This window comes from Streptomyces sp. DSM 40750 (genome assembly GCF_024612035.1).
GTDB lineage: Bacteria > Actinomycetota > Actinomycetes > Streptomycetales > Streptomycetaceae > Streptomyces.
Genome location: NZ_CP102513.1, coordinates 1,256,930 through 1,281,761, shown reverse-complemented (window position 1 = coordinate 1,281,761; position 24,832 = coordinate 1,256,930). Strand labels below are relative to the sequence as shown.

Annotated in this window: 20 protein-coding genes; 5 read left to right on the top strand and 15 right to left on the bottom strand. The window is 69.7% G+C overall.

Annotated features, from left to right (window positions below; translation table 11 throughout):
• Positions 1 to 7: 7 nt before the first annotated feature.
• Complete coding sequence (locus JIX55_RS05955; protein ID WP_257562175.1) at positions 8 to 892, top strand: SMP-30/gluconolactonase/LRE family protein; 885 nt, start codon at positions 8 to 10, stop codon at positions 890 to 892.
• Positions 893 to 951: 59 nt separating this feature from the next.
• On the opposite strand, the gene JIX55_RS05950 is transcribed toward JIX55_RS05955, so the two are convergent.
• From JIX55_RS05950 to JIX55_RS05935, 4 genes are read right to left on the bottom strand one after another with little or no spacing between them, the layout of a single operon-like run.
• Positions 952 to 2,967: a beta-galactosidase gene (locus JIX55_RS05950; RefSeq protein ID WP_257562174.1), complete on the bottom strand. Its 2,016-nt coding sequence runs from the start codon at positions 2,965 to 2,967 to the stop codon at positions 952 to 954.
• A gap of 45 nt (positions 2,968 to 3,012) precedes the next feature.
• Positions 3,013 to 3,924, bottom strand: a complete 912-nt coding sequence (locus tag JIX55_RS05945) for a carbohydrate ABC transporter permease (RefSeq protein ID WP_257562173.1) — start codon at positions 3,922 to 3,924, stop codon at positions 3,013 to 3,015.
• On the bottom strand, positions 3,921 to 4,898 hold the full coding sequence (locus JIX55_RS05940; RefSeq protein ID WP_257562172.1) for a carbohydrate ABC transporter permease: 978 nt from the start codon (positions 4,896 to 4,898) through the stop codon (positions 3,921 to 3,923). The genes JIX55_RS05945 and JIX55_RS05940 overlap by 4 nt, the downstream gene beginning before the upstream one ends.
• Positions 4,895 to 6,205, bottom strand: coding sequence for an ABC transporter substrate-binding protein (locus JIX55_RS05935; RefSeq protein WP_257562171.1), 1,311 nt, complete (start codon positions 6,203 to 6,205; stop codon positions 4,895 to 4,897). The genes JIX55_RS05940 and JIX55_RS05935 overlap by 4 nt, the downstream gene beginning before the upstream one ends.
• Positions 6,206 to 6,543: 338 nt before the next feature.
• Between JIX55_RS05935 and JIX55_RS05930 the strand changes: the two genes are divergently transcribed.
• The gene (locus JIX55_RS05930; RefSeq protein ID WP_257562170.1) at positions 6,544 to 7,608 is read left to right on the top strand and encodes a LacI family DNA-binding transcriptional regulator; all 1,065 of its coding nucleotides are present in this window, start codon (positions 6,544 to 6,546) and stop codon (positions 7,606 to 7,608) included.
• Positions 7,609 to 7,765: 157 nt separating this feature from the next.
• Positions 7,766 to 9,829: an RICIN domain-containing protein gene (locus tag JIX55_RS05925; RefSeq protein ID WP_257562169.1), complete on the top strand. Its 2,064-nt coding sequence runs from the start codon at positions 7,766 to 7,768 to the stop codon at positions 9,827 to 9,829.
• 116 nt (positions 9,830 to 9,945) lie between these two features.
• Here JIX55_RS05925 and JIX55_RS05920 read toward each other — a convergent pair whose 3' ends face one another.
• The 6 genes from JIX55_RS05920 to JIX55_RS05895 form a co-directional block, all read right to left on the bottom strand.
• Positions 9,946 to 11,085 carry an ABC transporter substrate-binding protein gene (locus tag JIX55_RS05920; protein WP_257562168.1) on the bottom strand — a complete coding sequence of 380 codons (1,140 nt, stop codon included), beginning with the start codon at positions 11,083 to 11,085 and terminating at the stop codon, positions 9,946 to 9,948.
• A gap of 255 nt (positions 11,086 to 11,340) precedes the next feature.
• Entirely contained in the window at positions 11,341 to 12,426 is a 1,086-nt protein-coding gene (locus JIX55_RS05915; RefSeq protein WP_257562167.1) for a tartrate dehydrogenase, read from the bottom strand.
• Between the two features lie 90 nt (positions 12,427 to 12,516).
• Positions 12,517 to 13,437, bottom strand: coding sequence for a LysR family transcriptional regulator (locus tag JIX55_RS05910; RefSeq protein WP_257562166.1), 921 nt, complete (start codon positions 13,435 to 13,437; stop codon positions 12,517 to 12,519).
• Positions 13,438 to 13,503: 66 nt separating this feature from the next.
• Complete coding sequence (locus tag JIX55_RS05905) at positions 13,504 to 14,637, bottom strand: glycerate kinase (protein WP_257562165.1); 1,134 nt, start codon at positions 14,635 to 14,637, stop codon at positions 13,504 to 13,506.
• Entirely contained in the window at positions 14,637 to 16,067 is a 1,431-nt protein-coding gene (gene dctA, locus JIX55_RS05900; RefSeq protein WP_257562164.1) for a C4-dicarboxylate transporter DctA, read from the bottom strand. The genes JIX55_RS05905 and dctA overlap by 1 nt, the downstream gene beginning before the upstream one ends.
• A 189-nt stretch (positions 16,068 to 16,256) precedes the next feature.
• The gene (locus tag JIX55_RS05895) at positions 16,257 to 16,952 is read right to left on the bottom strand and encodes a TetR/AcrR family transcriptional regulator (RefSeq protein ID WP_257562163.1); all 696 of its coding nucleotides are present in this window, start codon (positions 16,950 to 16,952) and stop codon (positions 16,257 to 16,259) included.
• A gap of 17 nt (positions 16,953 to 16,969) precedes the next feature.
• On the opposite strand from JIX55_RS05895, the gene JIX55_RS05890 reads away from it, so the two are divergent.
• Together JIX55_RS05890 and JIX55_RS05885 are read left to right on the top strand one after the other, a co-directional pair.
• The gene (locus JIX55_RS05890) at positions 16,970 to 17,311 is read left to right on the top strand and encodes an NAD(P)H-binding protein (RefSeq protein WP_257562162.1); all 342 of its coding nucleotides are present in this window, start codon (positions 16,970 to 16,972) and stop codon (positions 17,309 to 17,311) included.
• On the top strand, positions 17,284 to 17,529 hold the full coding sequence (locus JIX55_RS05885) for an NAD(P)H-binding protein (RefSeq protein WP_257562161.1): 246 nt from the start codon (positions 17,284 to 17,286) through the stop codon (positions 17,527 to 17,529). Before JIX55_RS05890 ends, JIX55_RS05885 begins: the two co-directional genes overlap by 28 nt.
• Before the next feature lie 324 nt (positions 17,530 to 17,853).
• Here JIX55_RS05885 and JIX55_RS05880 read toward each other — a convergent pair whose 3' ends face one another.
• From JIX55_RS05880 to JIX55_RS05860, 5 genes are all read right to left on the bottom strand, one after another.
• Complete coding sequence (locus JIX55_RS05880) at positions 17,854 to 18,027, bottom strand: SDR family oxidoreductase (RefSeq protein ID WP_257562160.1); 174 nt, start codon at positions 18,025 to 18,027, stop codon at positions 17,854 to 17,856.
• A 192-nt stretch (positions 18,028 to 18,219) separates the two neighbouring features.
• Entirely contained in the window at positions 18,220 to 20,028 is a 1,809-nt protein-coding gene (locus JIX55_RS05875; RefSeq protein WP_257562159.1) for an ABC transporter permease subunit, read from the bottom strand.
• 6 nt (positions 20,029 to 20,034) lie between these two features.
• Positions 20,035 to 21,558, bottom strand: a complete 1,524-nt coding sequence (locus JIX55_RS05870) for an ABC transporter substrate-binding protein (protein ID WP_257562158.1) — start codon at positions 21,556 to 21,558, stop codon at positions 20,035 to 20,037.
• Positions 21,559 to 21,694: 136 nt separating this feature from the next.
• Positions 21,695 to 22,834 carry a LacI family DNA-binding transcriptional regulator gene (locus JIX55_RS05865; RefSeq protein ID WP_257562157.1) on the bottom strand — a complete coding sequence of 380 codons (1,140 nt, stop codon included), beginning with the start codon at positions 22,832 to 22,834 and terminating at the stop codon, positions 21,695 to 21,697.
• 175 nt (positions 22,835 to 23,009) lie between these two features.
• Complete coding sequence (locus JIX55_RS05860; RefSeq protein WP_257562156.1) at positions 23,010 to 24,743, bottom strand: cellulase family glycosylhydrolase; 1,734 nt, start codon at positions 24,741 to 24,743, stop codon at positions 23,010 to 23,012.
• Positions 24,744 to 24,832: the final 89 nt, after the last annotated feature.

The window sequence follows — 24,832 nt, the reverse complement described above, 5'->3', positions numbered from 1 at the left end:
ACGGAACATGACATCGACGGCAGGGCTCGCCACGGTCGTGGTGGGGGGAGGGTACGAACTCGCCGAGGGCGGCCGCTGGACGGACGGCCGGTATGTGTACGTCGACATCCTCAGCGGACGGCTCTTCGAACTGCACGACGACACAGAGCCGGCCCCGCGCCAACTGGCCCGACTCGACATACCGTTGGGTGCGGTCGCCCCGGTGGGTGACCGGCCGGACATGTGGATCGCCGCAGCGGGAACCGGGATCGCGCTGCTCACGGCCGACGGCACACTGGAATGGCTGGACCGTCCCGAGGACCGCACCCCGGTCCCCAGCCGGATGAACGACGGTGTCGCGGACCCCGCCGGACGCTTCTGGGCCGGCAGCATGGCCCACGACGGCACCCCCGGCGCGGGCTCCCTCTACCGAACCGACCCCGACGGCACGGTCGTACGTGTCCTCGACGGCCTGACCATCGCCAACGGCCCGGCCTTCACCGCCGACGGCACGACCATGTACCTCGCCGACACGGCCGCCGGCACCATCCTCCGCTGCCGGGTCGACCCCGCCTCGGGCGACCTCTCCGGTGTCCCGGAAACCTTCGCCCAACTGCGTGACGGCGAAGGCAGCCCCGACGGAATGACGGTCGACGAGGAGGGCTGCCTGTGGGTCGCGCTGTGGGGAGCCGGTGCGATCCGCCGGTACCACCCCGACGGCCCCCTCCTCCGTACCCTGGCCGTCCCCGCCCCGCACCCCACCTCGGTGTGCCTGCACCCCGACGGCAATCGCCTCTTCGTGACGACGGCCCGATACGGGGTGAAGCGCCCGACCACGACCTCAGGCGCGGTGCTCAGCGTCCCGGTACCGGTCAGGGGAACGGCGGCCTGCTCCTGGCGGGGCCGGCGCTGACATGCACGAGGACGCCATGCTGTCGTACCGCTGCCGGACCGGTCACCGCGGCATCCGGGTCAGCGTGGTTCGCGGACGACGGCGACTCCTCCCGGTGGGACCGTGACGGTTCCGGTGATCGGTGTGCCGGTGAGGAGTTCGACGCCCTCGGCGGGCGCTTCGGCCCCCTTTCCGGTGTGGTCGATGAGGAACAGGTAGTCGGCCTCCGCGCCGCGGCGCCGGACGGCCTCGATGCCGGCGGGGGCCTGGTGCTCGGGTGTGACGTCGGCTTCCCGGGTGATGCGGTGGAGGAGGGCGGCGAGCGTGTCGGGGTCGGGGTGGGTGGCCAGGTACCAGGCGGTTCCGCTGCCGTGGCGGTGGCGGGTGACGGCGGGAATGCCGGCGAGTGGGCCGTCGGCGTAGGAGGCGACGGCCCGGGCGCCGGTGAGCCGGACCCGTTCCGACCACAGGTCGGCCGTGGCACCCGGAGGCACGTCGCCGGCCAGGCCGGTCCTCTCTCCGGGCAGCAGGGGGAAGAGCTCGTCGGCGACCACTCCGAGGACCTCGCGGAACGCACCGGGGTAGCCGCCGAGGAACACGTGACCGTGCTCGTCGACCATGCCGCTGTGGAAGCCGACGGCCAGCGTCCCCCCACCTTCGGTGAACCGGGCGATGTTCGCGGCGGCCGCCTCCGTCACCAGGTACAGCGACGGCACGAGGACGAGCCGGTAGCGGTCGAGCCCGGGGTCGTCGGGGCGTACGAAGTCGACGGCGATGCCGGCTCGCCACAGGGGGGTGTACCAGTCGCGCACCAGGTCCTGGTAGCGCAGCTCGCCGCTGGGCTGGGACGGGAGTTCAAGGGCCCACCGGGCGTCCCAGTCCCATACGATCGCCACCCGGGCCGTGCTGGTGGAGTCCCGTACCTCGGCCAAAGCCTTCAAGTCCGAGCCCAGTTGGACGACGTCCCGCCAGATCCGGCTGTCCGTGCCCGCGTGCGGCAGCATCGCCGAGTGCCACTGCTCGGCGCCGGCCTTCGCCGCGCGCCACTGGAAGAACGCGATGCCGTCCGCGCCACGGGCCACATGCGCGAGGGCGTTGCGCCGCATCTCTCCCGGTCCCTTGGCACGGTTGACCGGCTGCCAGTTGACGGCGCCGGTCGAATGCTCCATGAGGAACCACGGGCCGCCGGCGAGCGACCTCATCAGGTCGCCGCTGAGGGCGATGTCGAGTTCCGCCTCCGGGTCGTCGGACATCAGATAGTGGTCGTTGGAGAGGATGTCCAGCTCGGGCGCCCAGCGCCAGTAGTCGAGGGCGTCGAAGGTGCGCAGGACCATGAGGTTGGTGGTCGCGGGGATGTCCGGAGCGGCCCGGCGCAGCACCTCGCGTTCGGCGGTGCACAGCGAGAGCAGTTCGTCGGAGCAGAACCGGCGCCAGTCCAGCCGGTGGGTGGGGTTGGGGACGGCGCCGGTGGCGCGGGGCGGCAGGATCTGGTCCCAGTCGTAGTACCACTGGCTCCAGAAGGTGGTGCCCCAGGCGTGGTTGAGGGCGTCAAGGTCGTCGTCGTAGCGGGCGCGGAGCCAGGTGCGGAAGGCGGCGGCGCTGGTGTCGCAGTAACACTCGGCGTTGTGGCAGCCGTACTCGTTGTGGACGTGCCACATGGCCAGGGCCGGGTGGGCGGCGTAGCGCTCGGCGAGGACTTCTGCGATACGCAGTGCTGCTCTGCGGTAGGCGGGGCTGGACGGGCAGAAGGTCTGGCGGCTGCCGTACGAGAGGGTGCGGCCGTCCTTGTCGACCGGCAGTGCTTCCGGGTGTGCCTTGAAGAACCAGGCGGGCGGGGCGGCGGTGGGGGTGGCCAGGTCGGCGGCGATGCCGTTCTCGTGGAGCAGATCGAGGACGCGGTCCATCTTCGTGAAGTCGTGGACGCCCTCGGACGGTTCGAGCAGGGCCCAGGAGAAGATGCCGACGCTGACCATGTTCACCCCGGCCTCGCGCATCAGGCGCATGTCCTCGGCCCAGACCTCCTCGGGCCACTGCTCGGGGTTGTAGTCGCCTCCGTAGGCGATGCCAGGAAGACGAAGGCGGCGTGCGGTACTCACTGGTGGTGCTCCGGGAGGTGTAGGGGAGGGGCGGTGTGCGGTGTGTCAGCCCTTGTTGGCGCCCAGGGTGAGGCCGCTGACGAACTGTCGCTGGAGTGCGAAGTAGACGATCAGGGTGGGGATGGCGGTGAGGAGGGCGCCGGCGGCGACGAGGTTGGGGTCGGTGAAGTACTGGCCGGAGAGGTTGTTCAGGGCGGAGGTGATGGGCATGTTCTCGCCGGTGGAGATCAGGACGAGGGCCCAGAAGAAGTCGTTGTAGATCCAGATGGAGAGCAGGGTGGCCAGGGCGGCCATGGCGGGCTTGCACAGGGGCAGCACGATCTGCCAGTACAGGCGCCAGACGGAGGCGCCGTCGACGAGGGCGGCCTCGGTCAGTTCGTGGGGCAGGGAGCGCATGTAGTTGCTGAGGACGAAGGCGCAGAAGCCGGACTGGAAGGCCACGTGGATGAGGACCAGGCCGAGGGCGGAGTCGTACAGCTTGCCGCTCATGGTGATGCCGGGGATGTCGATGAGCAGGTACAGGCGGTACAGGGGGGTGATGATGACCTGCTGGGGGAGCAGGTTGCCGGCGGTGAAGACCAGCAGGAGGAAGAGGTTGATCCGGAAGTCGAAGCGGCTGACGTAGAACGCCACCATCGAGGACAGGAACAGGGTGAGCAGTACCGCGGGGACGGCGATGATGAGGGTGTTCACGAAGTAGTGCGTCATCTCCGACTGGGTGAACGCGTTCGTGAAGTTCTCGAAGCTGAGCTTGTCGGGCCAGGAGACGTAGCCCTTGTCGCTGGTTTCGCCGTAGGGGCGCATGGCGGCGTACAGGGCCCACAGCAGGGGGGCCAGCCAGGCCAGGGCGGCGCCGGCGAGGAAGAGGTGCAGGAGGATCCGGGCGGGGCGGACGGGGGTGCGCTGTGTGGCCGGCGCGCTCGCGGCGGTGGTGGTGGTGGTGTCGAGGGTGCTCACGCTTGCCGCTCCTTCCGGAAGGTCGCGATCAGGTAGGGGATGATCACGGCGAGGGAGATCACCAGGAGGACGACGGCGATGGCGGAGCCGTATCCGATACGGCTGGACTCTCCGATGATGTTGTTGGTGACGAGGATGGAGAGCAGTTCGGTGCCCTCGGCGCCCTTGTTGAAGACGAAGACGAGGTCGAAGGCGCGCAGGGCCTCGATGATGGTGACGACCAGGACGACGGTGTTGGTGGGGCGCAGGGTGGGGAAGATGACGTTCTTGAACGTCTGCCACTCGTTGGCGCCGTCGAGGGCGGAGGCTTCCCGCAGGGAGGGGTCGACGCCCTTGAGGCCGGCGAGGTAGAGGATCATCATGTAGCCGGCGTGGCGCCAGGAGGCGGCGATGAGGATGGCCCAGAGGTTGAGGTCGGGGTCGCCGATCCAGTCGATGTAGTGGCCCGGTTCGTTGGCGCCGATCAGGCTGTTGATGAGGCCGGTGTCGGGGTTGTAGATCAGCTGCCAGACGAAGCCGATGACCGCGAGTGACATCACGACGGGCAGGAAGAAGGCCGTCTGGTAGACGCGGGAGAAGCGGATCTGCTTGTCCAGCTGCACGGCCAGGAGCAGGCCCAGCGGTGTGGGGATCAGGATGAGCGCCACGAACCAGATGATGTTGTGCTGGACGGCGGGCCAGAACTGCGGGTTGTTGGTGAACAGTTCCTTGAAGTTGTCGAACCCGACCCAGGTGATGGCGTCGAAGCCGATGCCGTCCCAGGTGGTGAAGGCCAGCGCGATCGAGGCCAGCGCCGTCACCCAGACGAGGGCGACGTGCAGGATCGTCGGCAGACCCGCCATCAGGCCCAGCGTGAGCCTGTCCCGACGGGTGAGGAGCCGCCGGTGCCCCTGAGGGACCCGGCCGTTCGAGGACGCGCCCCTGGACGGCTCGGCGGCCACCTCCGGGGACTTCACGAGAGTGTCTGTGTTCATGAGGAGGCGAAGATGGTCTTCTTCTGGCGCTCGATGGACGAGAGCAGGCTGTCGACGCCCTTGGGGTCGCGGACGAACTTCTGCAGCGCCGGCTGCATCACCGTCGAGGTGAAGTCCGGGCGGCTGTCGCGGTCCATGAACTGGGTGAGGCTCTCGGCCCCGGCGATCATCTCGAACGCCTTCTTCTGCAACGTCGAGTAGGCGGCGGTGTCGGCCTTCCTGGAGGCGGCCACGACGCTCGGGTCGGCCTTGAGGTAGAGCTCCTCGGCGGCCGGGGTGCCCAAGTACTCCAACAGTTTCACGGCGCCCGCCCTGTTCTTCGGGGCCTTGCTCATCATGAAGCCGTCAGTGGGGGCCTCGACGGTGTCTTGGCCGTACGCCGGGTCGATCTCCGGGAAGGCGAAGAAGTCCAGGTCGTCCAGGTCGGCCTTGTTCGTGAACTGCTGTGCCACGAACGTGCCCAGCAGATACATGCCCGCCTTCTTCGACACCAGCGTCTGCGCCGCGTCCTGCCAGGTACGGCCGAGGGAGCCCTCCTGGTGGTACGGCAACAACTCGGCCCAGTGATCGAAGGCGGCCTTCACCTTGGCGTCGGTCCAGGACGCCTTGCCCGCCATCAGCTCGACGTGGAAGTCGTAGCCGTTGGTACGGAAGTTGATCTGGTCGAAGGTGCCCATCGCCGGCCAGGCGTCCTTGTCGCCGAAGGCGATCGGGACGAGCTTGTCCTTCTTCATCTGCTTGCACAGGGCGACCAACTGGTCCCACGTGGTGGGAACTTGGTAGCCGTACTGTGCGAACACGCTCTTCCGGTAGAAGACCGCCCACGGGTACGTCGTCAGCGGCACGAAGTAGTACTTGCCGTCCTCGCCCTTGCTGAGCTTCTTCATCGCGTCGGGGAAGTTGCCCCCGATCTTCTCCCACACGTCGTCGATCGGGTCGGCGAGGCCCTTGGCCGCGAAGAACTGCATGCGGTAGCCGGCGAACCAGTTGAACACGTCGTCCGGTGTGCCCTGGAGGTAGGAGTTGATCTGCTCCTGGAAGGTGTTGTGGTCCTTGGTGTTCACGTCGACCGTGATCCCGGACTCCTTCTCGAAGGCCGCGTAGACGCCGGCGAACGCCTTCTTCGGCACCGCGTCGGACGCGTTGGAGCCGAGGGTGACGGTCTTCGGGTCGGACGAGGTGCCGCTGCCGCCGCACGCGGAGAGCAGCGGTATGCCGGCACCGAGCAGAGCGGCCCCGCCGAGTCCGCGCAGCACGGCGCGGCGGCTGGTACCAGGCATGGACTGACCTAGGGATGAAGGGTGCATTTCGGCTCCTGAGGGGCTGTCACCGCCCGGGCGTGGCACGTCGGCTCCAGGGGCATGACGGGAAGCGGTCGCTTATACGACCAGAAACAAACGCGATCGAACAAACCTGATCGGTTGACGCGTCGAAGAGTGAACTTTCTGAGGGTCCGCTGTCAAGACTCCGTGGAATACGCGTCGAGCAAGCTGCCCCTGTCGGAGTCGTCCGCCCGGTCGACGCAAGAAATGCTGTGCGTGCTCTTGACGCGGGAGCTTCGGCTACGTAGACATGACCGCGCGGTCAGTGACCGCGCGGTCATATGGTTGACCTCGTTCGATGGTCACACTCGTCGGGAGTTCTCATGACACCAGTGGTGGGGCGTGGCGCGGGTTCCCCCGCCCCGCGCAGCGCGGACGTCGCCCGGGTGGCCGGCGTTTCACGCAAGACGGTGTCGCGGGTCCTCAACAACGAGCCGTACGTCTCCGACGAGGCCCGTCGACGCGTCCTCCGAGCCGCGGAGGAACTCGGCTACCGACTGAACCACGCGGCCAGGGCACTGGCCTCGGGCAGAAATCGTTCGATCGGTGTGGTCGCCCTGGGAACGGCCGGATACGGAACGGCCTCGCTCCTCGTGGGTATCGAGAGGGCCGTACGGGACGCCGGTTACGCGCTACGTGTGGTCAACACCGTGGACGGTGACCCCGAAGGCATCGCCGGCGCCGTGATGTCGCTCCTTGAGCAGGGAGTCGACGGCATCGTCGTATCCGAGCCCATCGTGGAAGGAGAGGTGCCCGTCGTGATCGACGTGCCCGTTCTCTTCCTGGGCGCACCGCCGGCCTTCAGCTCGGCCCGGACCCTGAGTGTGGGCGTAGGTGCTCACGCACTGGCGCGGGCAGCCACCGATCACCTGCTGGATCTGGGCCATACGACCGTTCACCACCTCGCCGGTCCGCAACGCTGGTACGCCTCCCAGGACCGTATCGAGGGCTGGCGCATGGCGTTGGCGGAACGGGGTGCGCACGAACCCCCTCTGATCCAGGGGGACTGGTCACCCGACTCCGGCTACGCGGCAGGCCGTGAGCTGGCCTCGGACACCTCGGTGACGGCGGTGTTCGCGGCGGGCGACGAGATGGCGATCGGTCTGATCCACGCCCTGCGGGAAAGCGGCCGCCGGGTGCCGGAGGACATCAGCGTCGTGGGCTTCGACGGCAACCCCGTCTTCGCCTACGTCAGTCCTCCCCTGACCACCGTGCGTCAGCCCTTCGACGCCGCCGCACGGGAAGGGATCAGGCTCCTGGTACACACCATCGAGGAGCCGACCGGCGATCTTCCTCCGGTGAGCGAGCTACCGGTCGAACTCGTCGTCCGGGGCTCGACCGCACCCCCGCCCTCCCACCGGGGCCGGACGGTACTCAGCACCACCTGAGCTGCTGCCTCGTCGCGCAACTCCCTTGCCACCCGGACGCCGTCCGCGCTGCCGCGCCGGTTGGCGTCACCCCTCTACTCCGCCGTTCCACGCCGGGATCACTCCGGTGCGCGGCGGGCAGCGAAACACATCCCCATCCCTTCCCCCGGGAGCCGCAATGTCCCCTGCGCAGACAGGCGCCAGACCCGGCGCCGCTCCGCGTTCCCGTCCTCTCCTCCTTCTGACGTTGGTGCTCGCCCTGCTCGCCGCGGTGGCGACGCTGGTTCTGCCGGCTGCCGGCCGGGCGGACGCCCTGTCTCGCCCGTCGCAGACGATGTACACGCCGCCGTCGAACGCGCCCTCACCCGGTTCGTACTATCCGCGGGCGATGCGTCTGCAGTACAACGGCTCGGCCAACGGCACGATGCTCGCCACCTTCGAGCAGTACACCTCCGGCACACCGGTCTTCCCGATCTACCGCAGTACCGACAACGGCAACTCCTGGACGAAGATCTCCGAGGTCGCCGACACCCAGAACGGCTGGGGCATGCGCTGGCAGCCCGAGCTGTTCGAACTGCCCACGGCGATGGGCGGCTTCCCCGCGGGAACCGTCCTCGCCGCCGGAGCCTCCGTCCCCGCCGACCGCTCAGCCATCAAGATCGATGTCTATGCCAGCACCGACCGCGGACAGACCTGGAGCTTCGTCAGCAACATCGCCACCGGCGGCCCGGCATTCGACCAGAACGGCAATGGCAACACTCCCGTGTGGGAGCCGTTCTTCCTCGTCTCCGGCGGCAAGCTGATCGTCTACTACTCCGACCAGCGCGACCCCGACCACGGCCAGAAGATCGTCCACCAGGTCTCCACGGACCTCCGCAACTGGGGCCCGGTCGTGGACGACGTGGCGATGCCGACCTACAGCCAGCGCCCCGGCATGGCCACCGTCGCGAAGCTGCCCAACGGGAACTACGTCATGACGTACGAGTACGGGGGTTCCCCCGCGGGTAATTTCGCCGTCTACTACAAGATCTCCTCCGACCCGGAGGCGTTCGACTCCGTCACGGGCATTCCACTGCGGTCGACGGACGGTCTGGTTCCCACCAGCACTCCCTACATCACCTGGCTGCCCACCGGCGGTCCGAACGGCACCCTCGTCGTCGGCGCCTACAGCACGAGCGACCTGTTCCTCAACACCCAGAACGGCGCCGCGAACACCTGGACACGCATCAACTCCAATGTCGCCGGCGGGTACAGCCGGGGCATGCTCCCGCTGACCGACGGCCACAGCCTGCTGGTGCTCAGCGGGGGGAGTGGGCGGAGCACCGGCGTCAACCCGGTCACGTACAGCACCATCGACCTGGGCGGGGGGATCTCCGGCGGTGCCACCTACACCCTGTCCAACGCGAACAGTGACCTGAGGCTCACCATCGCGGGCGGTTCCACCACCAACGGCACCGGCGCGACCCAGCAGACGGCCACCAGTGCCACCGATCAGCGGTGGCGCTTCGTCCAGCAGCCGTCCGGCTACTTCAAGATCTTCAACGTGGCCACCGGCAAGGTCCTGGGCGTGGAGAACCAGTCCACCGCCAACGGCGCCAGGATCCTGCAGTGGGACGACAACGGCACCCTCGACCACGAATGGGCCGTCGCCCCGCACCCCGCCGGCGGCTACACCATCACCAACCGGGTCACCGGCAAGTACCTGGAGATACCGAACGCCTCCACCGCCACCGGCACCACCGCCGTCCAGTGGAGCGGCACCAGTTGCGCCTGCCAGCGCTGGGACTTCACCCAGACCGCCCTGCCGCCCCTGGGCACCGGGCAGTACGTCCTCGTCAACAAGAACAGCGGCAAGTACCTGGACATCCCCCAGAGCTCCACCACCACCGGCACGGCCGCCAACCAGTGGCAGAACTCCGCCTGTTCCTGCCAGCTGTTCACCTTCCAGTCCGCCGGCAACGGAGCCTGGACCATCAAGAACGTCAACAGCAGCCTCAACCTGGGCATCCGTGACGGATCCACCACCGCCGGAGCCGCCGTCGTCCAGAACACCCCCTCCACCGCCGACTCACAGAAATGGACGCTCGTCGAGGCGGGCGACGGCTACTACGAACTCAAGAACGTCAACAGCGGCTTCCACGCCGGCGTCGCCCAGTCCTCCACGAGCAACGGCGCTCCGGTCGTCCAGTGGAACGACGTGAGCAACGACGACCAGCTCTGGAAGATCGTCCGCATCAACTGAGCGGACGAAAGGCAGGGAAGACCAACGTCCGGCCTGCCGCCCACGCCTACACCGTGTCCGGGCCTCGGCCGTCCCCCTGCCGGGGAACGGCCGAGGCCCGGATCACTGCCGGGATGTCAGGCTCCGGGGTGGAGGCCCAGCCGGCCCGGCGAGGGGTCCCCCTTGACCTCGCCGAAGTACAGGGCGAACGTCTGCTTCCAGCGCTCGATCGCGGCGCGGTCGGCCATGAAGCGGGGGAAGCCGTCGAGGTTGCCGTTGGGGTACTGCCAGATGGGCTTCAGACCCGTCGGCGGGGTGACGTCGGTGCGGACCGACCAGCCGTTGGTGGCGGCTTGCTGCTGCTCGGTGGACAGCCGCCAGTTGAGGAAGAGCTTGGCGGCGGCCGGGTGCTTGGCCTGCTTCAGGATCGCTGCCCGCTGTCCCCAGGACATGAACGGCGTCGCCTCGTCGGGGAGCACCCACTTGACGGGCCCGGTGGCCAGGGCCGAGCCGGAGCCGCCGACGCCGATCGCCTTCTGCCCGCTGGTGACGGCGTCTCTGGGGGTGTAGCTGCCGCGGGCGAACTGCACGTCCTGGGCGGCCAGCCGGGCCAGCCAGTCCCAGCCGTACTTCTTCACGTATAGCGCGTAGAGGTAGAGGGACGCGTCGTCGTCGTGCGGGTAGGACGAAGCTATCTTCCCCTTCCACTTGGCGTCGACGAGATCGAGCGGGCTGGTGGGTGCGTCCGAGCCGACGGCCGCGGGCCCGTACATGTAGCTGAAGGCGCTCACCTGGACGGCGACCCAGGCACCGTGCGGGTCTTTGAAGGGGGCGTAGACCTTGGAGTAGCCGGCCGGCTTGTAGGGGAGCAGGCGGCCCTGCTCCTTCCAGCGCACGAAGTCCTGCACGGTCTGCAGCTGTACGACGTCGGGCACGAGCGTGTCGGTCGCGAACTGGTTGTCCACCCGGACGTCGTGGAACTTGCTGTAATCGACGACGACCGTCAGGTCGATCTCGGGGAAGCGGCTCTTGAAACCGTTGCGCAGGCCGTCCGCCTGGGACGAGACATCCCCGCCCGCGTAGATCACGAGCTTCCCGCCCTCGGCGAGGGCGGCCTGGTAGAGCTCGTCGAGCGACCTCGTCTCTTCCTTGCCTCCCGTCGCGGTGGGGCTGGTGGAGGCCGTGGCCGGGGAAGTGGTGGCGGCTAACGCGCCGATGCCGAGAGCGGCACCCGCTCCGGTGGCGAGCAGGCGGCGACGGCTGGGAAGGCTGGTCATGTGGGGGAGAAACCTTTCTGAGTGAGAGGAAGAGTGCCCCGAGGGGCACGGACGCCGTGCGGCCCGGGCGGCCCATTCGTCCTGGACGGCCGACGGCAGAGCAAACAGTATCTGACGCGTCAGATATTTTCCCCGGTGCGACCCCGGTGCGACCCCGACGTGTCCCACGGCGACACCGCACGCCGGCGGCTCTGCCCAGCAGGGCGCCCCTTGGGGATGACGCCCGTCGTGCGAGGCGGCGCCAACCCACCACCGTCAGGTGTTCAGCGCGTCGATGAGTGCCTTCGTGACCTCCTCGGTGGAGGCGGTGCCGCCGACGTCGCGAGTGAGGATGCCGGCGCCCGTTGTCGCCTCGATCGCCTTGTGCAGGCGGGCCGCATGGTCGGGGAGGCCGAAGTGGTCCAGCATCAGCGCCGCGCTGCCGACCGCGCCGATCGGGTTGGCCAGGCCCTGGCCCGCGATGTCCGGGGCGGAGCCGTGGACCGGCTCGAACATGCTGGGGAAGCGGCGCTCGGGGTTGAGGTTGGCGCTGGCGGCGAGGCCGAGGCTGCCGGCGAGAGCGCTGCCGAGGTCGGAGAGGATGTCGGCGTTGAGGTTGGAGGCGACGACGACGGAGAGTTCCTCCGGCTTCAGTACGAACTTCGCGGACATCGCGTCGACCAGGACACTCTCGGTCTCCACGTCCGGGTAATCGAGGGCGACGCGCTTGAAGACGTCGTCCCACAGGACCATGCCGTACTGCTGGGCGTTGCTCTTGGTGACGGAGGAGACCTTCCTGTGGGCCCGGGTGCGGGCCAGGTCGAAGGCGAACCGCATGACGCGTTCGCAGCCGACCTCGGTGAACAGGGCCGACTGGACGGCGACTTCACCACCGGGTCCGCGTCCGGAGAGGTTGCGGCCGCCGAGACCGGCGTACTCGCCCTCGCTGTTCTCGCGGACGACCACCCAGTCCAGCTCCGTGTCGTCGGCCTTGCGCAGCGGGCTCTGGACGCCGGGCAGGAAGTGCACGGGCCGGACGTTGGCCCACTGGTCGAAGCTCTGGCAGATCTTCAGGCGCAGGCCCCACAGGCTGACGTGATCGGGGACGGTCGGCCAGCCGACCGCGCCGAAGTAGATCGCGTCGAAGTCCTTGAGCTGCTCCAGGCCGTCGTCATCGATCATCTTGCCGGTGCGCTCGTAGAACTCGCAGCCCCAGGGGAACTCCTGCCAGTCGAAGGCGAAGGCGCCGTGGGAGTCGGCGGCCAGGGCGTCCAGCACGGCCCGTCCCGCGGCGACGACTTCCTTGCCCACGCCGTCGGCAGGGATGGCTGCGATACGGAACGTGCGGGGTGTGGTCGTCATGAGTGCATGTCCTCCGGCTCGCTGTGATGCGGTCGGTTCGAGTCAACACAGGGTGGTCGCGGGGCGTCCAAGACGTGCTGCCGATGCGACCTATAGGCCAGGCCGATCGGTTGACGCTTGTCGCGCCCGGCGCTGGGCCAGTGACCCGGCGAGGGCGAGGAAGGCGCCCGCGGCCGGGGTGAGGTGCGCGGGCAGGCTGACCATCGCCACGTGCAGGTGGGCCGTGGAATCGATGGGCGCGACGACGGCCCCGCTGCGGCGGGCCAGCCGGGTCCACGAGGACGGCAGGACGGCGACGCCCACGCCGGTGAGGACCAGGGGGAGGATGGAGGTGCGGTGATCGACGACTGTCACGATCTTGGTGCCGGCGCCCCCGGCGGTGATGTCGTCGACGATGCTGCGCATCAGACTGCCGGTGCGGGACGCGATGAGCTTGTGCCCGGCGAGGTCCTCGGGCCGGATCGTGACGCCGTCCTCAAAGGTCCCGCCGGGCGCGGCGACGACCACGAACGGCTGGTCCTCGACGTGCAGGACATCCAGGCCGGACGACTTCACGGTGCCCGCCGAGCCCAGCAGGCCCAGTTCGCATGCGCCGCTGCGCACGAGGGAGAGAACCTCGTCGGGGGTGAAGGCGGCCTGAGTGCTCACCGTCACGGACGGGTGCAGCTCCGCGAAGCGGTGGATGAGCGTGGTGAGCGGTTCGATGCCGGGTGAGGGCATGGTGGCCACCTCGACTGTGCCCCCCTGCAGCCCGGCGAGCGCGGCGGCGGTGTCGCGGACGGCCGTCAGGTCGCGCAGCACCCGGCGGCTCGGCTCGAGCAGCTCCGCCCCGGCCTCGCTCAGTACGACGCCCCGGCCCACCCGGTGGAAGAGGGCCACCCCGAGGTCGGCCTCCAGGTTGGCCATGGCCTGGGAGAGCGAGGGCTGGGCCACATGCAGGACGGCAGCGGCCTTGCTGAAGCCACCGTGCTCGACGATGGCCAGGAAGTACTCGAGCTGCCGGGCGTCCAACGGTGACCTCCCGCGTCGTTCTGGGCTGCTGCGGCGAGGCCAACCTATCCGGCGCTCGGCCGACTCCTACGCGCCCGCGATCCAGCGGGCGGCGAGGGTCCGCCCGCACTGTTCGAGGAGCCGCACGGACAGGGCGGGGTCGTTCGCGCAGTCCTGGTCGGTGAGTTCGGTCAGGGCCTGTACGGAGCGGAAGTGCGCGGCGGTCCGCTCGGCGGGGAGCGTGCACCGGCCGGCCACGGCGTGCACCGTGGCGCCGTGCCGCCGGGCCCGCCGGGCGAGCGCGACAGGCAGCTTGCCCGACAGGGACTGCTCGTCGAGGCTCCCCTCGCCCGTCACCACGAACTCGTTCGCGGTCAGCAGCTCGTCGGCGCCGAGGAGGGCGAGGAAGTAGTCCGCGCCGGAGCACACCCGGCCGCCCAACAGCGTCCCGGCGTAGCCGAGTCCACCGGCCGCCCCGGCGCCGGGCGCTTCGGCGAGACGGGCCGCGTCCACGACGCCCGCCGCCTCCAGCCGTCGTACGAAGGAGCCGAGTGCTGCCTCCAGTTCCCGCACATCGTCCGTGGTCGCGCCCTTCTGCGGGCCGTAGACGGTGGCCGTGCCCGTCGGTCCGAGCAGCGGGTTGTCCACGTCGGTGGCGAGGACGAGATCGACTCCCCTCAGCATGGCGTGGGGTTCGGCGAGGTCGACGGTGTGGAGCTCGCCGAGCCCTCGGCCGCCGGGGCCGATCGGGGTGCCGTCCTCACGCGCCAGTACGGCGCCCGGCTCCTGGAGCAGGCCCGCGCCACCGTCCGTGGTGGCGACGCCGCCCAGGGCGAGGACGATCGTGTCCGCCCCGCCGGCCAGCGCGCACCGGACGGCCTGCCCGATACCGCGACTGGTGGCGGTGAGCGGCGCCTTGTGCCCGTCGGGCAGTACATCGAGTCCACAGACGCCCGCGGCCTCGACGAGGACGGTACGGCCGTGCATCGCGACGGTGGCGTTGACGGGCTGCCCGGTCGGCCCAGTCACGGTGCTCGTCTCGGGGCTGAACCGACCTGAGCAGGCGGCCGCCACGCTCCCCTCTCCGCCGTCCGCCAACGCGAGCCGGGTGACGCTCGCGTGCGGGGCACTGTGCAGTACCCCCCGTTCCAACGCGCGGGCGACGTCGTCGGCGCTGAGGGAGCCCTTGAACTTGTCAGGGGCGATCAGTACGGACACCATCAGGGGGCCACCTCGGCGGTTTTCGCGGTGTGCGCGGCGGGTGACGGGACGGCCGGACGACTCGCTTCGGCCACCTCGGGGCTCTCGGCCACGGGCGTCTCCGCCTCGGTGGTGGTCGGCGGTTCTCCGGCCCTGCCCGCGAGGACCTCACGTGCCCTGGCGAGGTCCAGGTTGTTCTCCCAGCGGGCGATGAACAGGGTGGCGACGGCGTTGCCGAAGAAGTTCACCAGCGCCCGGCACTCCGACATGAACTTGTCGATGCCGAAGACGAGCATGATGCCCGCCGCGGGAACGTGGCCGACCGTGGAGAGGGTGGCCGTGAGGGCGATGAAGCCACCGCCCGCGACACCGGCGGCGCCCTTGGACGCCAGCAACATCACGGCGAGGAGACCGAGTTGCTGGGTGACGGACAGAGGGGTGTCGGTGGCCTGCGCGATGTACAGGGTGGCCAGCGACAGGTAGATCGCCGCGCCGTCGAGGTTGAAGCTGTAGCCCGTCGGTACCACCAGACCGACTGTGGACCGCTCCACGCCCATGAACTGCATCTTGCGCATCAGTCCCGGCAGTGCCGGCTCGGCCGTGGACGTACCGAGGATGAGGAAGAACTCCTCCTTGAAGTAGCGGAACAGCTGGAAGATGTTCAGCCGCACGTACAGGGCCAGCACACCGCCCAGCACCACCACGACGAACAGGGCGGAGGTGACGTAGAAGAGCAGGATCAGCGAACCGAGGCTGGTCAGCGTGGACAGGCCGAACTTTCCGATGGCGTACGACATCGCGCCGAAGGCGCCGAGCGGCGCGGCCTTCATCACGAACGACAGCACCTTGAACACGACCTCGGTCAGGCGCCCCACACCCGCGATGATCGGCTCACCCGCCTTGCCCACCATCTTCAACGCGATGCCGAAGATCACCGCCAGGAAGATGACCTGGAGGATGCCGCCCTCCACGAACGGCCCGAAGAAGCTTTCCGGCACGATGTTCGTCAGGAACTCCCACCAGTGCTGGTGCTCACCCTTCTCGATGTACTCGCCCGCGTCGCCCGAGGTTTCGAGCGAGGAGGGGTCGGCGTGCACACCGTCGCCGAGGCGGAAGATGTTGATCGCCACGAGCCCGGTGAGCATGGCGACGATGGTGCCGATCTGGAAGTACGTCAGAGCCTTGATGCCGGTCAGCCCGACCTTCTTCAGGTCGGCGACACCGGCTATCCCTCCGACGATCGTCAGGAAGACGATCGGCCCGATCAGCATCTTCATCGCGGTGATGAACGTGGTGCCGATCGGTTCCATGGACGTGGCCAGGTCCGGCCACCGCCAGCCCAGGACGATTCCGATCACGATCGCCAACAGCACCTGGACGTACAGCTGCCGGTACCACGGTTTCGCTGCGGCTCGCTGGCTGTGCGGAGTGTGCGTCGGGGTATGCGTCATTGCAGCCTCCCTGATCGCGCGGCACCGAGCCCGATCGGTCCGCGCTGACTTTCCGCCACAGTGAACCGGGTCACTGTCAGGGGGTCCACGACCAAAAATCGATGGCCCGTATAGGTGGTGCCTATCGGTTCCGCTCTTCGTGCGGACACCGCTTCCGGTGCCCGCGGCCGGATCCGTCCTGGGCACGTCCTAGGCGGTGCCCGGGCCGGTTCGTGAGAGTCGGATCATGGCGCGGTAGAGGGCGGTGGGGGTGGGGGCATCGGGCAGCGGTGGGATCTCGGTGCCGGGGGTGGCGTAGGAGCGGAGCATGTGGCCGACGAGGCGGCGCCAGGCGTCGGGGGCGGCGTCGCCGGTGGCGGCGATGACGCCGGCGTTGGCCATGAGGAGGATGACGAGGTCTTCGGCGGTGAAGTCGTCGCGGAGGTGGCCGCTGTCCCGGGCGCGGCTGATGAGTTCGAGGAAGCCGTTGTAGGCCTCGGTGCGGCGGGCCTCCAGTGCCTTGGCGGCAGGGAAGGTCATGGTCAGCACGTCGGCGAAACCGCGGTCGGCGGCCTGCATGGCGCAGACGGCGTGGAGGTAGCCGGTGAAGGCGTGCCAGGGGTCGGGGTCGTCCAGGGCGGCGGTGACGGCGTTGGCGTAGGCGTCCATGCGGTCGGCGAAGACCGCGGTGATGAGTTCCTCCCGGGTGGCGAAACGGCGGGAGAGGGTGGCTTTGCCGACGCCTGCCTCGCGGGCGACGGAGGCCATGGAGACGCCGAGCCCTTCGATGGCGTAGAGGCGGCGGGCGGCGGCCAGGATGCGGTCGCGGTTGCGTTCGGCATCGGCACGCAGCCGTGCGTCGGTCCCTTGGCCGGGGGTTTCGCCGGGAGGCGCGGAGGAGTTCATGGGTTCACTCTATCTAAGTGGAACGGGCAGGCCGCTTCTGTTGTACGCTCAACCTCACCCACTCCCACCTCACGGTGATCACCGGGCAACTGTCCGACCGCGAGGCCGTCGAGCAGGCCGTCAACGGAGCCGACGCGGTGATCAGCGCGCTGGGCCCGTCCCTGAAACGGTCCATGACCGGCACCGCGGTGACCGACGGAACCCGCACCGTCGTGCGGGTCATGGAGGCGCAGAAGGTGGCCCGGTTCATCGGCCTGGCCACGCCCTCACTGGCCGATCCGCAGGACAAGCCGCACTGGAAGCACAAGGTGCTGCCCGGCTGGCCGGGGAGATGTTCCCCAATGCGCCGGCCGAGCTGAAGGGCATGACCGAGGCCGTCACCGGCTCCGGCCTCGACTACACCATCGCCCGCATCACCAACCCGACCGACAAGCCCGCCACCGGCCGTATCCGCTCCGGGTTCCTCGGCCACGACAAGGTCGGCTCCGCCATGAGCCGCGCCGACATCGCCGCGTTCCTCGTCTCCCAACTCACCGAAACCCGCTACCGGCGGGCCATGCCCGCCATCAGCAACTGAGCCAGGACCCCGCCATGACCTTCGAACTCGGTGTCCACTCCTTCGGCAACACCCCGCGCCTGCCCGACGGCAGCCGCGGCCCCACCGCACAGGCTCGCCGCGATGTACGGGAGGCCATTGCCCTCGACAACGGGTCTGGATGCCGGCGCCGTCCAGCTCCTTGTGGAGGTTGATCACCCAGTTGCGCGGCGCGGCGGCGGCCGCGTTGACGAGCTCATCGGCCGCGCCGAGGTGACGGGCCGGCTGCGCGTCTCGGTCCGTCACGGATCGCCGCCGCTCGTGACGGCGCCGCTGGTCATCGCGCGACGGATTGTCGCCCGCGGGTCAGGTTTGGTTCTCGCCGCCGTCGACGTACAGGTTGGCCCCGAGAACGAAGCTGCTCTGCTCGGAAGCGAGGAAAGCCACCACGTTGGCGACCTCGTCCGGGTGTCCGATCCGGCCCAGTGGGACACCCGCGGCGAACTGTGACGTGGTGAGGGGCGTGTCTCCCGCGGCCACGGCGTCGAGTCCGGGAGTGTCGATGGTGCCCGGGGAGACCGCGTCGCTGCGGAAAGCGCCGGCACGTTGGGTATTTGGGTGTCACGCCGCCCATGGCCAACACGCCGGAATGAAAGCGCGTGGATGCTGACCGGGGGAGCCGCCGCACCGCGCCGGCCGTTCGCGGAGGGTCGGGCGGCGCCCCGGCCCGGATCAGGCGGCCCGGGCAGGTCTCCTTGCGTCGGCGCGCCCGTCGGTGTGGCGTCGGGGCCTGTTGCGTGGTGATGCCGTGCCGGAGACGGTGAGGACGGAGAGGAGGATGAGGGCGGTGGCGGGGGCGAGGACGGTCCAGGGGGCCAGTTCCACGTAGGGCTGATTCTCCGAGAGCAGGCGGCCCCACTCCGGGGTGGGCGGCTGTTCGCCCAGGCCGAGGAAGCCGAGGGAGGCCAGGACGAGGACCGTGGTGGGCAGCCGTAGCAGGGCGTTGCGCACCAGCGCGGGCAGGGCCGCGGGCAGCAGGTGGTGGCGCAGGAGGTAGGAGGGGCCGGCGCCGAAGGAGATCGACGCGAGCATATGGCCGCTGGCCCGTTCCTGTTCGAGCAGGGCGGCCGTCTGGGCGGCGTACGGGGTCCAGGCCACCAGGCACACCGCGCACGCGGCGCCCCAGACGGACGGTCCGGTCACCGCGGTCGTGAGCAGTCCGGCGAGGACGGCCGGCAGGGTCGAGACCACTTCGGTCAGGCCCGCCCCCACCTGGGTCGCCATGCCGATCAGAAGTCCGAGGAGGGCGCTGACCGCTGTCACCGCGAAGGCCACACCGGCCGTGCGCAGGGCTCCGTGGCCCAGCCGGGCCAGAAGGTCACGGCCCAGTGAGTCGGTGCCCAACGGGTGTGCGACGGACGGTGGGAGCAGCCGGGCCGTCGTGTCCACGTGCAGGGGATCGCGCAGCAGGCCGGCCACGACGAGGGTGAGCAGGGTGAGGGCGCAGAAGCCGATGACCCAGGGCAGTGAGCGGGGCCGTGACAGGGCGGGCGGGTGCAGGGCGGGCAGGGCGCCGTCCCGCAGGGCCGGACCGAGCAGCGCGCGACGTACTGCCTGGATCAGGAGGCCGGCGCAGACGCCCAGCAGGACCAGGGCCAGCGTCGCCGTCTGGAGCGGCGGCAGATCCTGGGCGGTGGCGGCCTCCAGCGCGAGACGGCCGAGTCCCGGGATGTTGAAGATCTTCTCCACCGCGACCGCGCCGCCGACCAGGGCGACGACGGTCGGCAGGAGCTGCGGCAGAACCCCGGACAGCGCGCGGCGCAGCGCGGTGCGCGCGATACGGCCGGGCGGGAGGCCGAAGGCGCGCCAGGTCCGTGCCCAGGGCTCGTGGAAGGCGGCGGGCAGGGACTGGTCGAGCAGTCCGCCGATCATCGCCCCTGAGGGCACCCCGAGGGCGAGCGCGGGCAGCACCATCGACCGCGGTCCCGCCCAGCCCTGGGAGGGGAACCAGCCCAGCCACACCCCGCACACCGTCGCGAGCAGCGAGGCGAGCAGGAACTTGGGCAGCGCGGCCAGGACGGCCGCCCCGGCGCCGGCCTTCCCCTGCCGCAGTCGCCGCCGGGAGCCGAGGTGGAGGGTGCGGGCGCAGACCAGCGCGGCGACCGTGACAGTGACGAGCAGTGCGCCGAGCATCAGCGTGAGAGAGACCGCGAAGGCGGTCATCACCTGGGGCAGGACCGGTTCGCCGGACACCCAGGAGGTGCCCGCGTCCCCGCGCGTCAGACCGTCCAGCCACCGCGCGAGATGGGCGAACGGCCCGTCGTCGAGGCCCAGTTGCTCGCGTACGGCGGTCAGCTGCGCCGGGGTCGGGTCCTGTTCGGCGGAGCGGGCGCGCAGGACGGTCAGCGCGGGGTCGTTGCCGGACAGCCAGGGCAGGAAGGCGACGGCCGTCAGCAGCGCGGTCCCGGCGACGACGCGGCCGGCCCCCGTGCGCCACCGGGGCGGGAGACCATGGGCGCCGGCCGACGACGTGATGCTCATCGGGGGCTACTTCAGGCGGGTGTCGACGTCGACCAGGGAGCGCTCGCGGGGGTCGAGGAGGACGCCCTCGACGTCGTCGGCGATGCCCTGCACGACCTTCTCGTGGACCAACGGGACGACGGCGTCGGTGCGCAGGATCTCCGCCTCGGCCTGCATGATCTTCTTCTGCCGCTCGGCCGTGTCGCCTTCCTCGGCGGCGGACTTGATGGCCTGGTCGACCTTCGCGTCCTTCAGGCCCGCGATGTTGTAGACGCCGTCGCCGGTGTAGTCGCTGGCGAGGTAGGCCACCGCGTCGCCGGTGTCGAGGAGCGTGACCCGGGAGAAGACGAGCGCGTCGTACCTGCCCGCGAGGAGGTCGGCCTCCATCTGCGTGTACTCCCGTACGTCCTGCTTCACGGTGAACCCGGCCTTCTCCAGCTGCTGCTGCAGGACGGTCGCGGCCTCGGGGAGTTCGGCGCGGTTGGTGTAGGTGGCCAGGCGCAGGGTCTTGTCCTTGGTCTTCGCCTTCACCTCTGCGGTGGTCGCGGCCTCGGCCCGGCCTGTCACCTCGACCCGCTGGTCGGCGGCCCAGGAGACGGCGGGCCCGAACAGGCCCTCCGCGGGGTCGGCGTAGCCGCCGAAGACGGAGTCGACGAGGACTCCGCCGTCCACGGCCTCGCGGGCGGCCGACCGCAGCGTGGCGTCGGCGAGGAGACCGCTCGCGGTGTTGAGGATCAGGCTGTCGGTGCGCACGGAGGGCACCTCGTGACGGGTGTTCTCGTCGAGGAGCTTCGCCTGGGCGGTGGGGATCCACTCGGCGATGTCGACGTCGCCGCTGCGCAGGGCGTTCGCGCGGGCGGTGCCGTCGGCTATCCAGCTGACGTCGATACCGGACGCCTTGGCCTCGCCGCCCCAGTAGCCGTCGTAGCGGTTGAGCGTGGCCTTCGTCTTGCCGGTGAGCCTGGTGATCTCGAAGGGGCCGGTGCCGGTGCCGACCGGGCTGACGGTGCCGTCCTTCGCGTACGCCTTCGGGGAGAGGATGCCGAGGGCGGGGCTGGCGAGTCGCAGCGGGAGGACCGGGTCCGCGTTCTCGGTGGTGATCGTGACGGTGTCGGCGTCGTCGGCCTTGGCGGTCAGCGTCACATCGCTGAGGACGCGGGGCTTGGTCTCCGCCTCGTTCGCGTGGGCGAGGGCGCTGACGACCGACTCGGCGGTGACGTCGGTGCCGTCCTGGAACGTGGCCTCGCGCAGCTCGAAGGACCAGGTCGTGGCGTTCTTCTGGGTCCAGGACTTCGCCAGGGCGGGTGCGGCGGCACCGTCCTCGTCCAGCGCGGTGAGGCCCTCGGCCACGGAGAGCTTGCTGAGTACGGTGGCGTCGTTGCTGTACGGCGACAGGGCCTGTACCGGCGGCACGGCGAGAGCGATCCTCAGCCGACCGGCCGGTCCCGCGGGGCCACCTGTACCCGCCCCACTCTCACCCGACGCGAAACAACCGACCAGCAGGGGGCTCAGAGCGAGCGCCGCGAAGAGGCCGCGGGAGGTGGTGCGCATGGTGGGTCCTGTCGTACGGGGAGAAGGTCACGCCCCCGCTCGACGAAGGCTGCGCGGGCCCCGTCAGCATATAAGGCAAGCCTTACCCAATTTTCACCAGGTGCATGAAACCTCAATTACCCTGCCCACGCTGGGTTCAGGGCGACTTCGGATCGCCCGGGCGAGGGCGTCCGTACGGCGGCCGAAGCGTGATCGCGGTGCGTCGCCCGTGAGCCGGGGCCGTCCGGCTGGGCGGTGGTGCTGTCGACGCCCGGACGATGAGGTCGACCGGTGGTCCGCTCGGCGGCAAGGCGTCCGCGTTCGGGTTCTCGATGGCGTGCACCAGACGCTTGAGTCCCTCCTGCGCCACGGCGTCGAACGGCTGCCGCACCGTGGTCAGGGGAGGAGTCACATAGGCGGCGACGGGGATGTCGTCGAGGCCGACCACGCTGACGTCCTCCGGCACGCGCCGACCGGCCTCCGTCAGCGCGCGGATCAGGCCGATCGCCATGTCGTCGTTGGCGGCGAAGACCGCGGTGACATCGCCGTTCTCGGCCAGTTCGCGCCCCGCCAGGTAACCGGACGCGGCCGACCAGTCGCCCTCGATGGCCGGAGGTACTTCCCGGCCCTGTTCGGTCAGTGCCGCCCGCCATCCCGTCAGGCGGTCCCGGGCGGCGTACCACCGCTGCGGGCCGGCCAGGTGATGGACGGTCCCGTGGCCGAGCGCCAGCAGATGTTCGGTGGCGGCGCGGGCCATCAGATCCGCGCCGCCCCCTGCCGTCAACACCGTCGGCGCGGTGATCGGCGGCGGTGGTGCACCGAGGGCGATGACCGGCACGTCGATGCGGAGGGGTTCGCCTCCGCCGGGGCTCTGCTCGTCGATCGGTTCGGAGATGACGATGCCGTCCACGCCCTGGTCGAGGAGCGAGTCCACGGCGCCGGCGAGGCCTGCCGGGTCACCTTCCATCGTGTTGACCACACGGAGCGCGTATCCCGTGTCGCGGACGACTCGCTCGACACCGACGAGGAGCGAGGCGGGTCCGTACAGGGCTGTTCCCAGCGTGACCACGCCGATCGAGCGGGTGCGCCCGGAGGCCAGTGCCCGGGCGGCGTTGTTGCGCCGGTAGCCGAGCTGTTCGGCGGCTTCGAGGACGCGTCGGCGGACCTCGGCGGAGACGTACGGCTCGTCGTTGAAGACCCTTGAGACGGTCTTCTGGGAGACGCCGGCCAGACGGGCCACGTCCACGCTGCTGGGTGCCGGGGAACTCCCACCCCGCCCCGTCTTTCCTCGCGTCATGGTGCTCCCTGTGACCGCACGAATCGAGTCCGATGATGCCAGATGCGATCCGCATGACAGCGCAGTCATATCCACGCCAGCCTGTCTGCGCAGTGATGAAGGAGAATGAACCCGGATGCCGCGCGGCCAGGTGCCGGCCGCGCGGCGAGGGTGCTTCAGCGCGGAGCCGGTCGAGTCAGGCAGGCGACCCGGTCACGGCGTTTCCCGACTTGGTGACGTGGTAGACCGCCGTGGCACCGCTCCAGAAGTGGAAGGTGAGCGTCACCCGGGAGCCGTCCCTCAGTGAGGTGAAGAACTCGGCGGTGAGCTTGATGGAGTCGTTGGTGTACGCCGAGAAGGCGGTGTCCCACTGCTGGAAGGAAGTCCAGCTCGCCGGGCCCGCGTTGCTCCCGTCGTCGTACCTGGCCTCCATCGTCGCGAGCATGTCGCCTCGGAACTGGGTGGGGATCGTCAGACCGCCCGTGTTCCCCGAGGCGTTCGACAGGACCGGTCTGTCGTAGGTGATCACATCGATCCGCCAGGGGACGCCGCGGGAGAACCTGGCCTCCAGCGTCGCGTTGACTCCGTACGCGCGGTCGCCGGCCAGCTCCGTGAGCGCGGTGGCCGTCAGGGTGAGCCGGTTGCCGGAGACGGTGTAGTCCCTGCCCCGCAGGAGATTGCGGGAGCCGTGCCGCAGCCCCTGGAAGTCGGTGCCGTTCGGGTTCAGCGTGAGGTCCTGGCTCGTGAGGGCGCCCGACTTCGGCAGGAACACCATGTCGCTGGAAGCGGTGCCCGAGCGCGTGGTCCAGCTCGACCTGATCTGGGCGAACAGCTCCGGGTCGCGCCACTGCAGGGTGTTGCGGTTCAGGAACTGACCGGCGTCCCACAGCATGGTGGTGAGATTCCGTCGGCGGGCGTAGTCGCCCAGGAACTCGAAGTACTTGCGCTGCTCGCCCCGCTGGACGATGCCGGGGCGGTTGTGGTCGTAGGCCAGAAGGGCGTACTCGCCGATGACGACCGGGATGCCGCGCGCGACGAAGGTGTTGTAAGCGCGGTCGAAGGTGGCGGTGAGGTCCTGCTCCGAGGTGGCGTCGAACCGGGTGTACCCGGCGATGTTCACGCTGAACGGCCACCAGCCGTAGAAGTGGATCGTCGTGGCCACCATGGGGTCGCGCAGGTCTTCCAGTTCGGCGGCCAGTGCGTCGAGCCGGCCCTGGTCGGCGTTGGTGTACAGCGTGGGCAGCACCAGGAGGCGGTTGGTGTTCCCGCCGCCGGAGTCACGGACGATCCGGTGGGTCGCCTTGTTGAGCTCGGCCAGCAGCCGGTAGTTCTCGTCGTCAGCGGAGGTGTCGCTGAACGTGGGCTCGTTGATGCTCTCGAACACCAGCCTGGAGGGCCTGTCCCGGAACTCCGCCGCTATCTGGGTCCAGGTGGCGTTGTAGCGGGCGAGGACCGCGTCGTGGTCCGTCGAGAGGTTGTTGACCCACATCCAGGAGTCGTGGTGCATGTTGAGCAGCACATACAGGTCTTCGTCCAGCGCCCAGTCGACGACCTGCCGGACCTTCGCCATCCAGGCCGGGTCGATCGTGTAGTCGGGAGCCGAGCCCTGGTGGATGCCCCAGGTGACGGGCAGGCGGATGCTCTTGAAGCCCTGAGACCTGACCTTCTGGAGAAGGGCCCGGGTCACCGGAGGGTTGCCCCAGGACGTTTCGTCGGGGATGGCGTCGTAGGTGTTGCCCAGATTCCATCCGGGCTGCATGGCCGCCACTGTGCTGCGGGCGGCCGGGGCACTGGGCGGGGGATCGGCGGCCTGCGCGGTGGCGGGCAGCAGGGGGAGCAGGACGAGCGCCAGGACGAGTGCCGTCAGTCTCCGTGGGGGGCGCGACGACCGGCGCCGTCGCTGAAGAAATCCTGCGAGTCTCCTCGTCATCACGTGCACCTTCTGTTGGGGGCGAACCCTGGCGGGCCGATCCCTGCCAGGGAGCGTTCGACACGTGGAGTCGGCCTGAGGCCGACAGA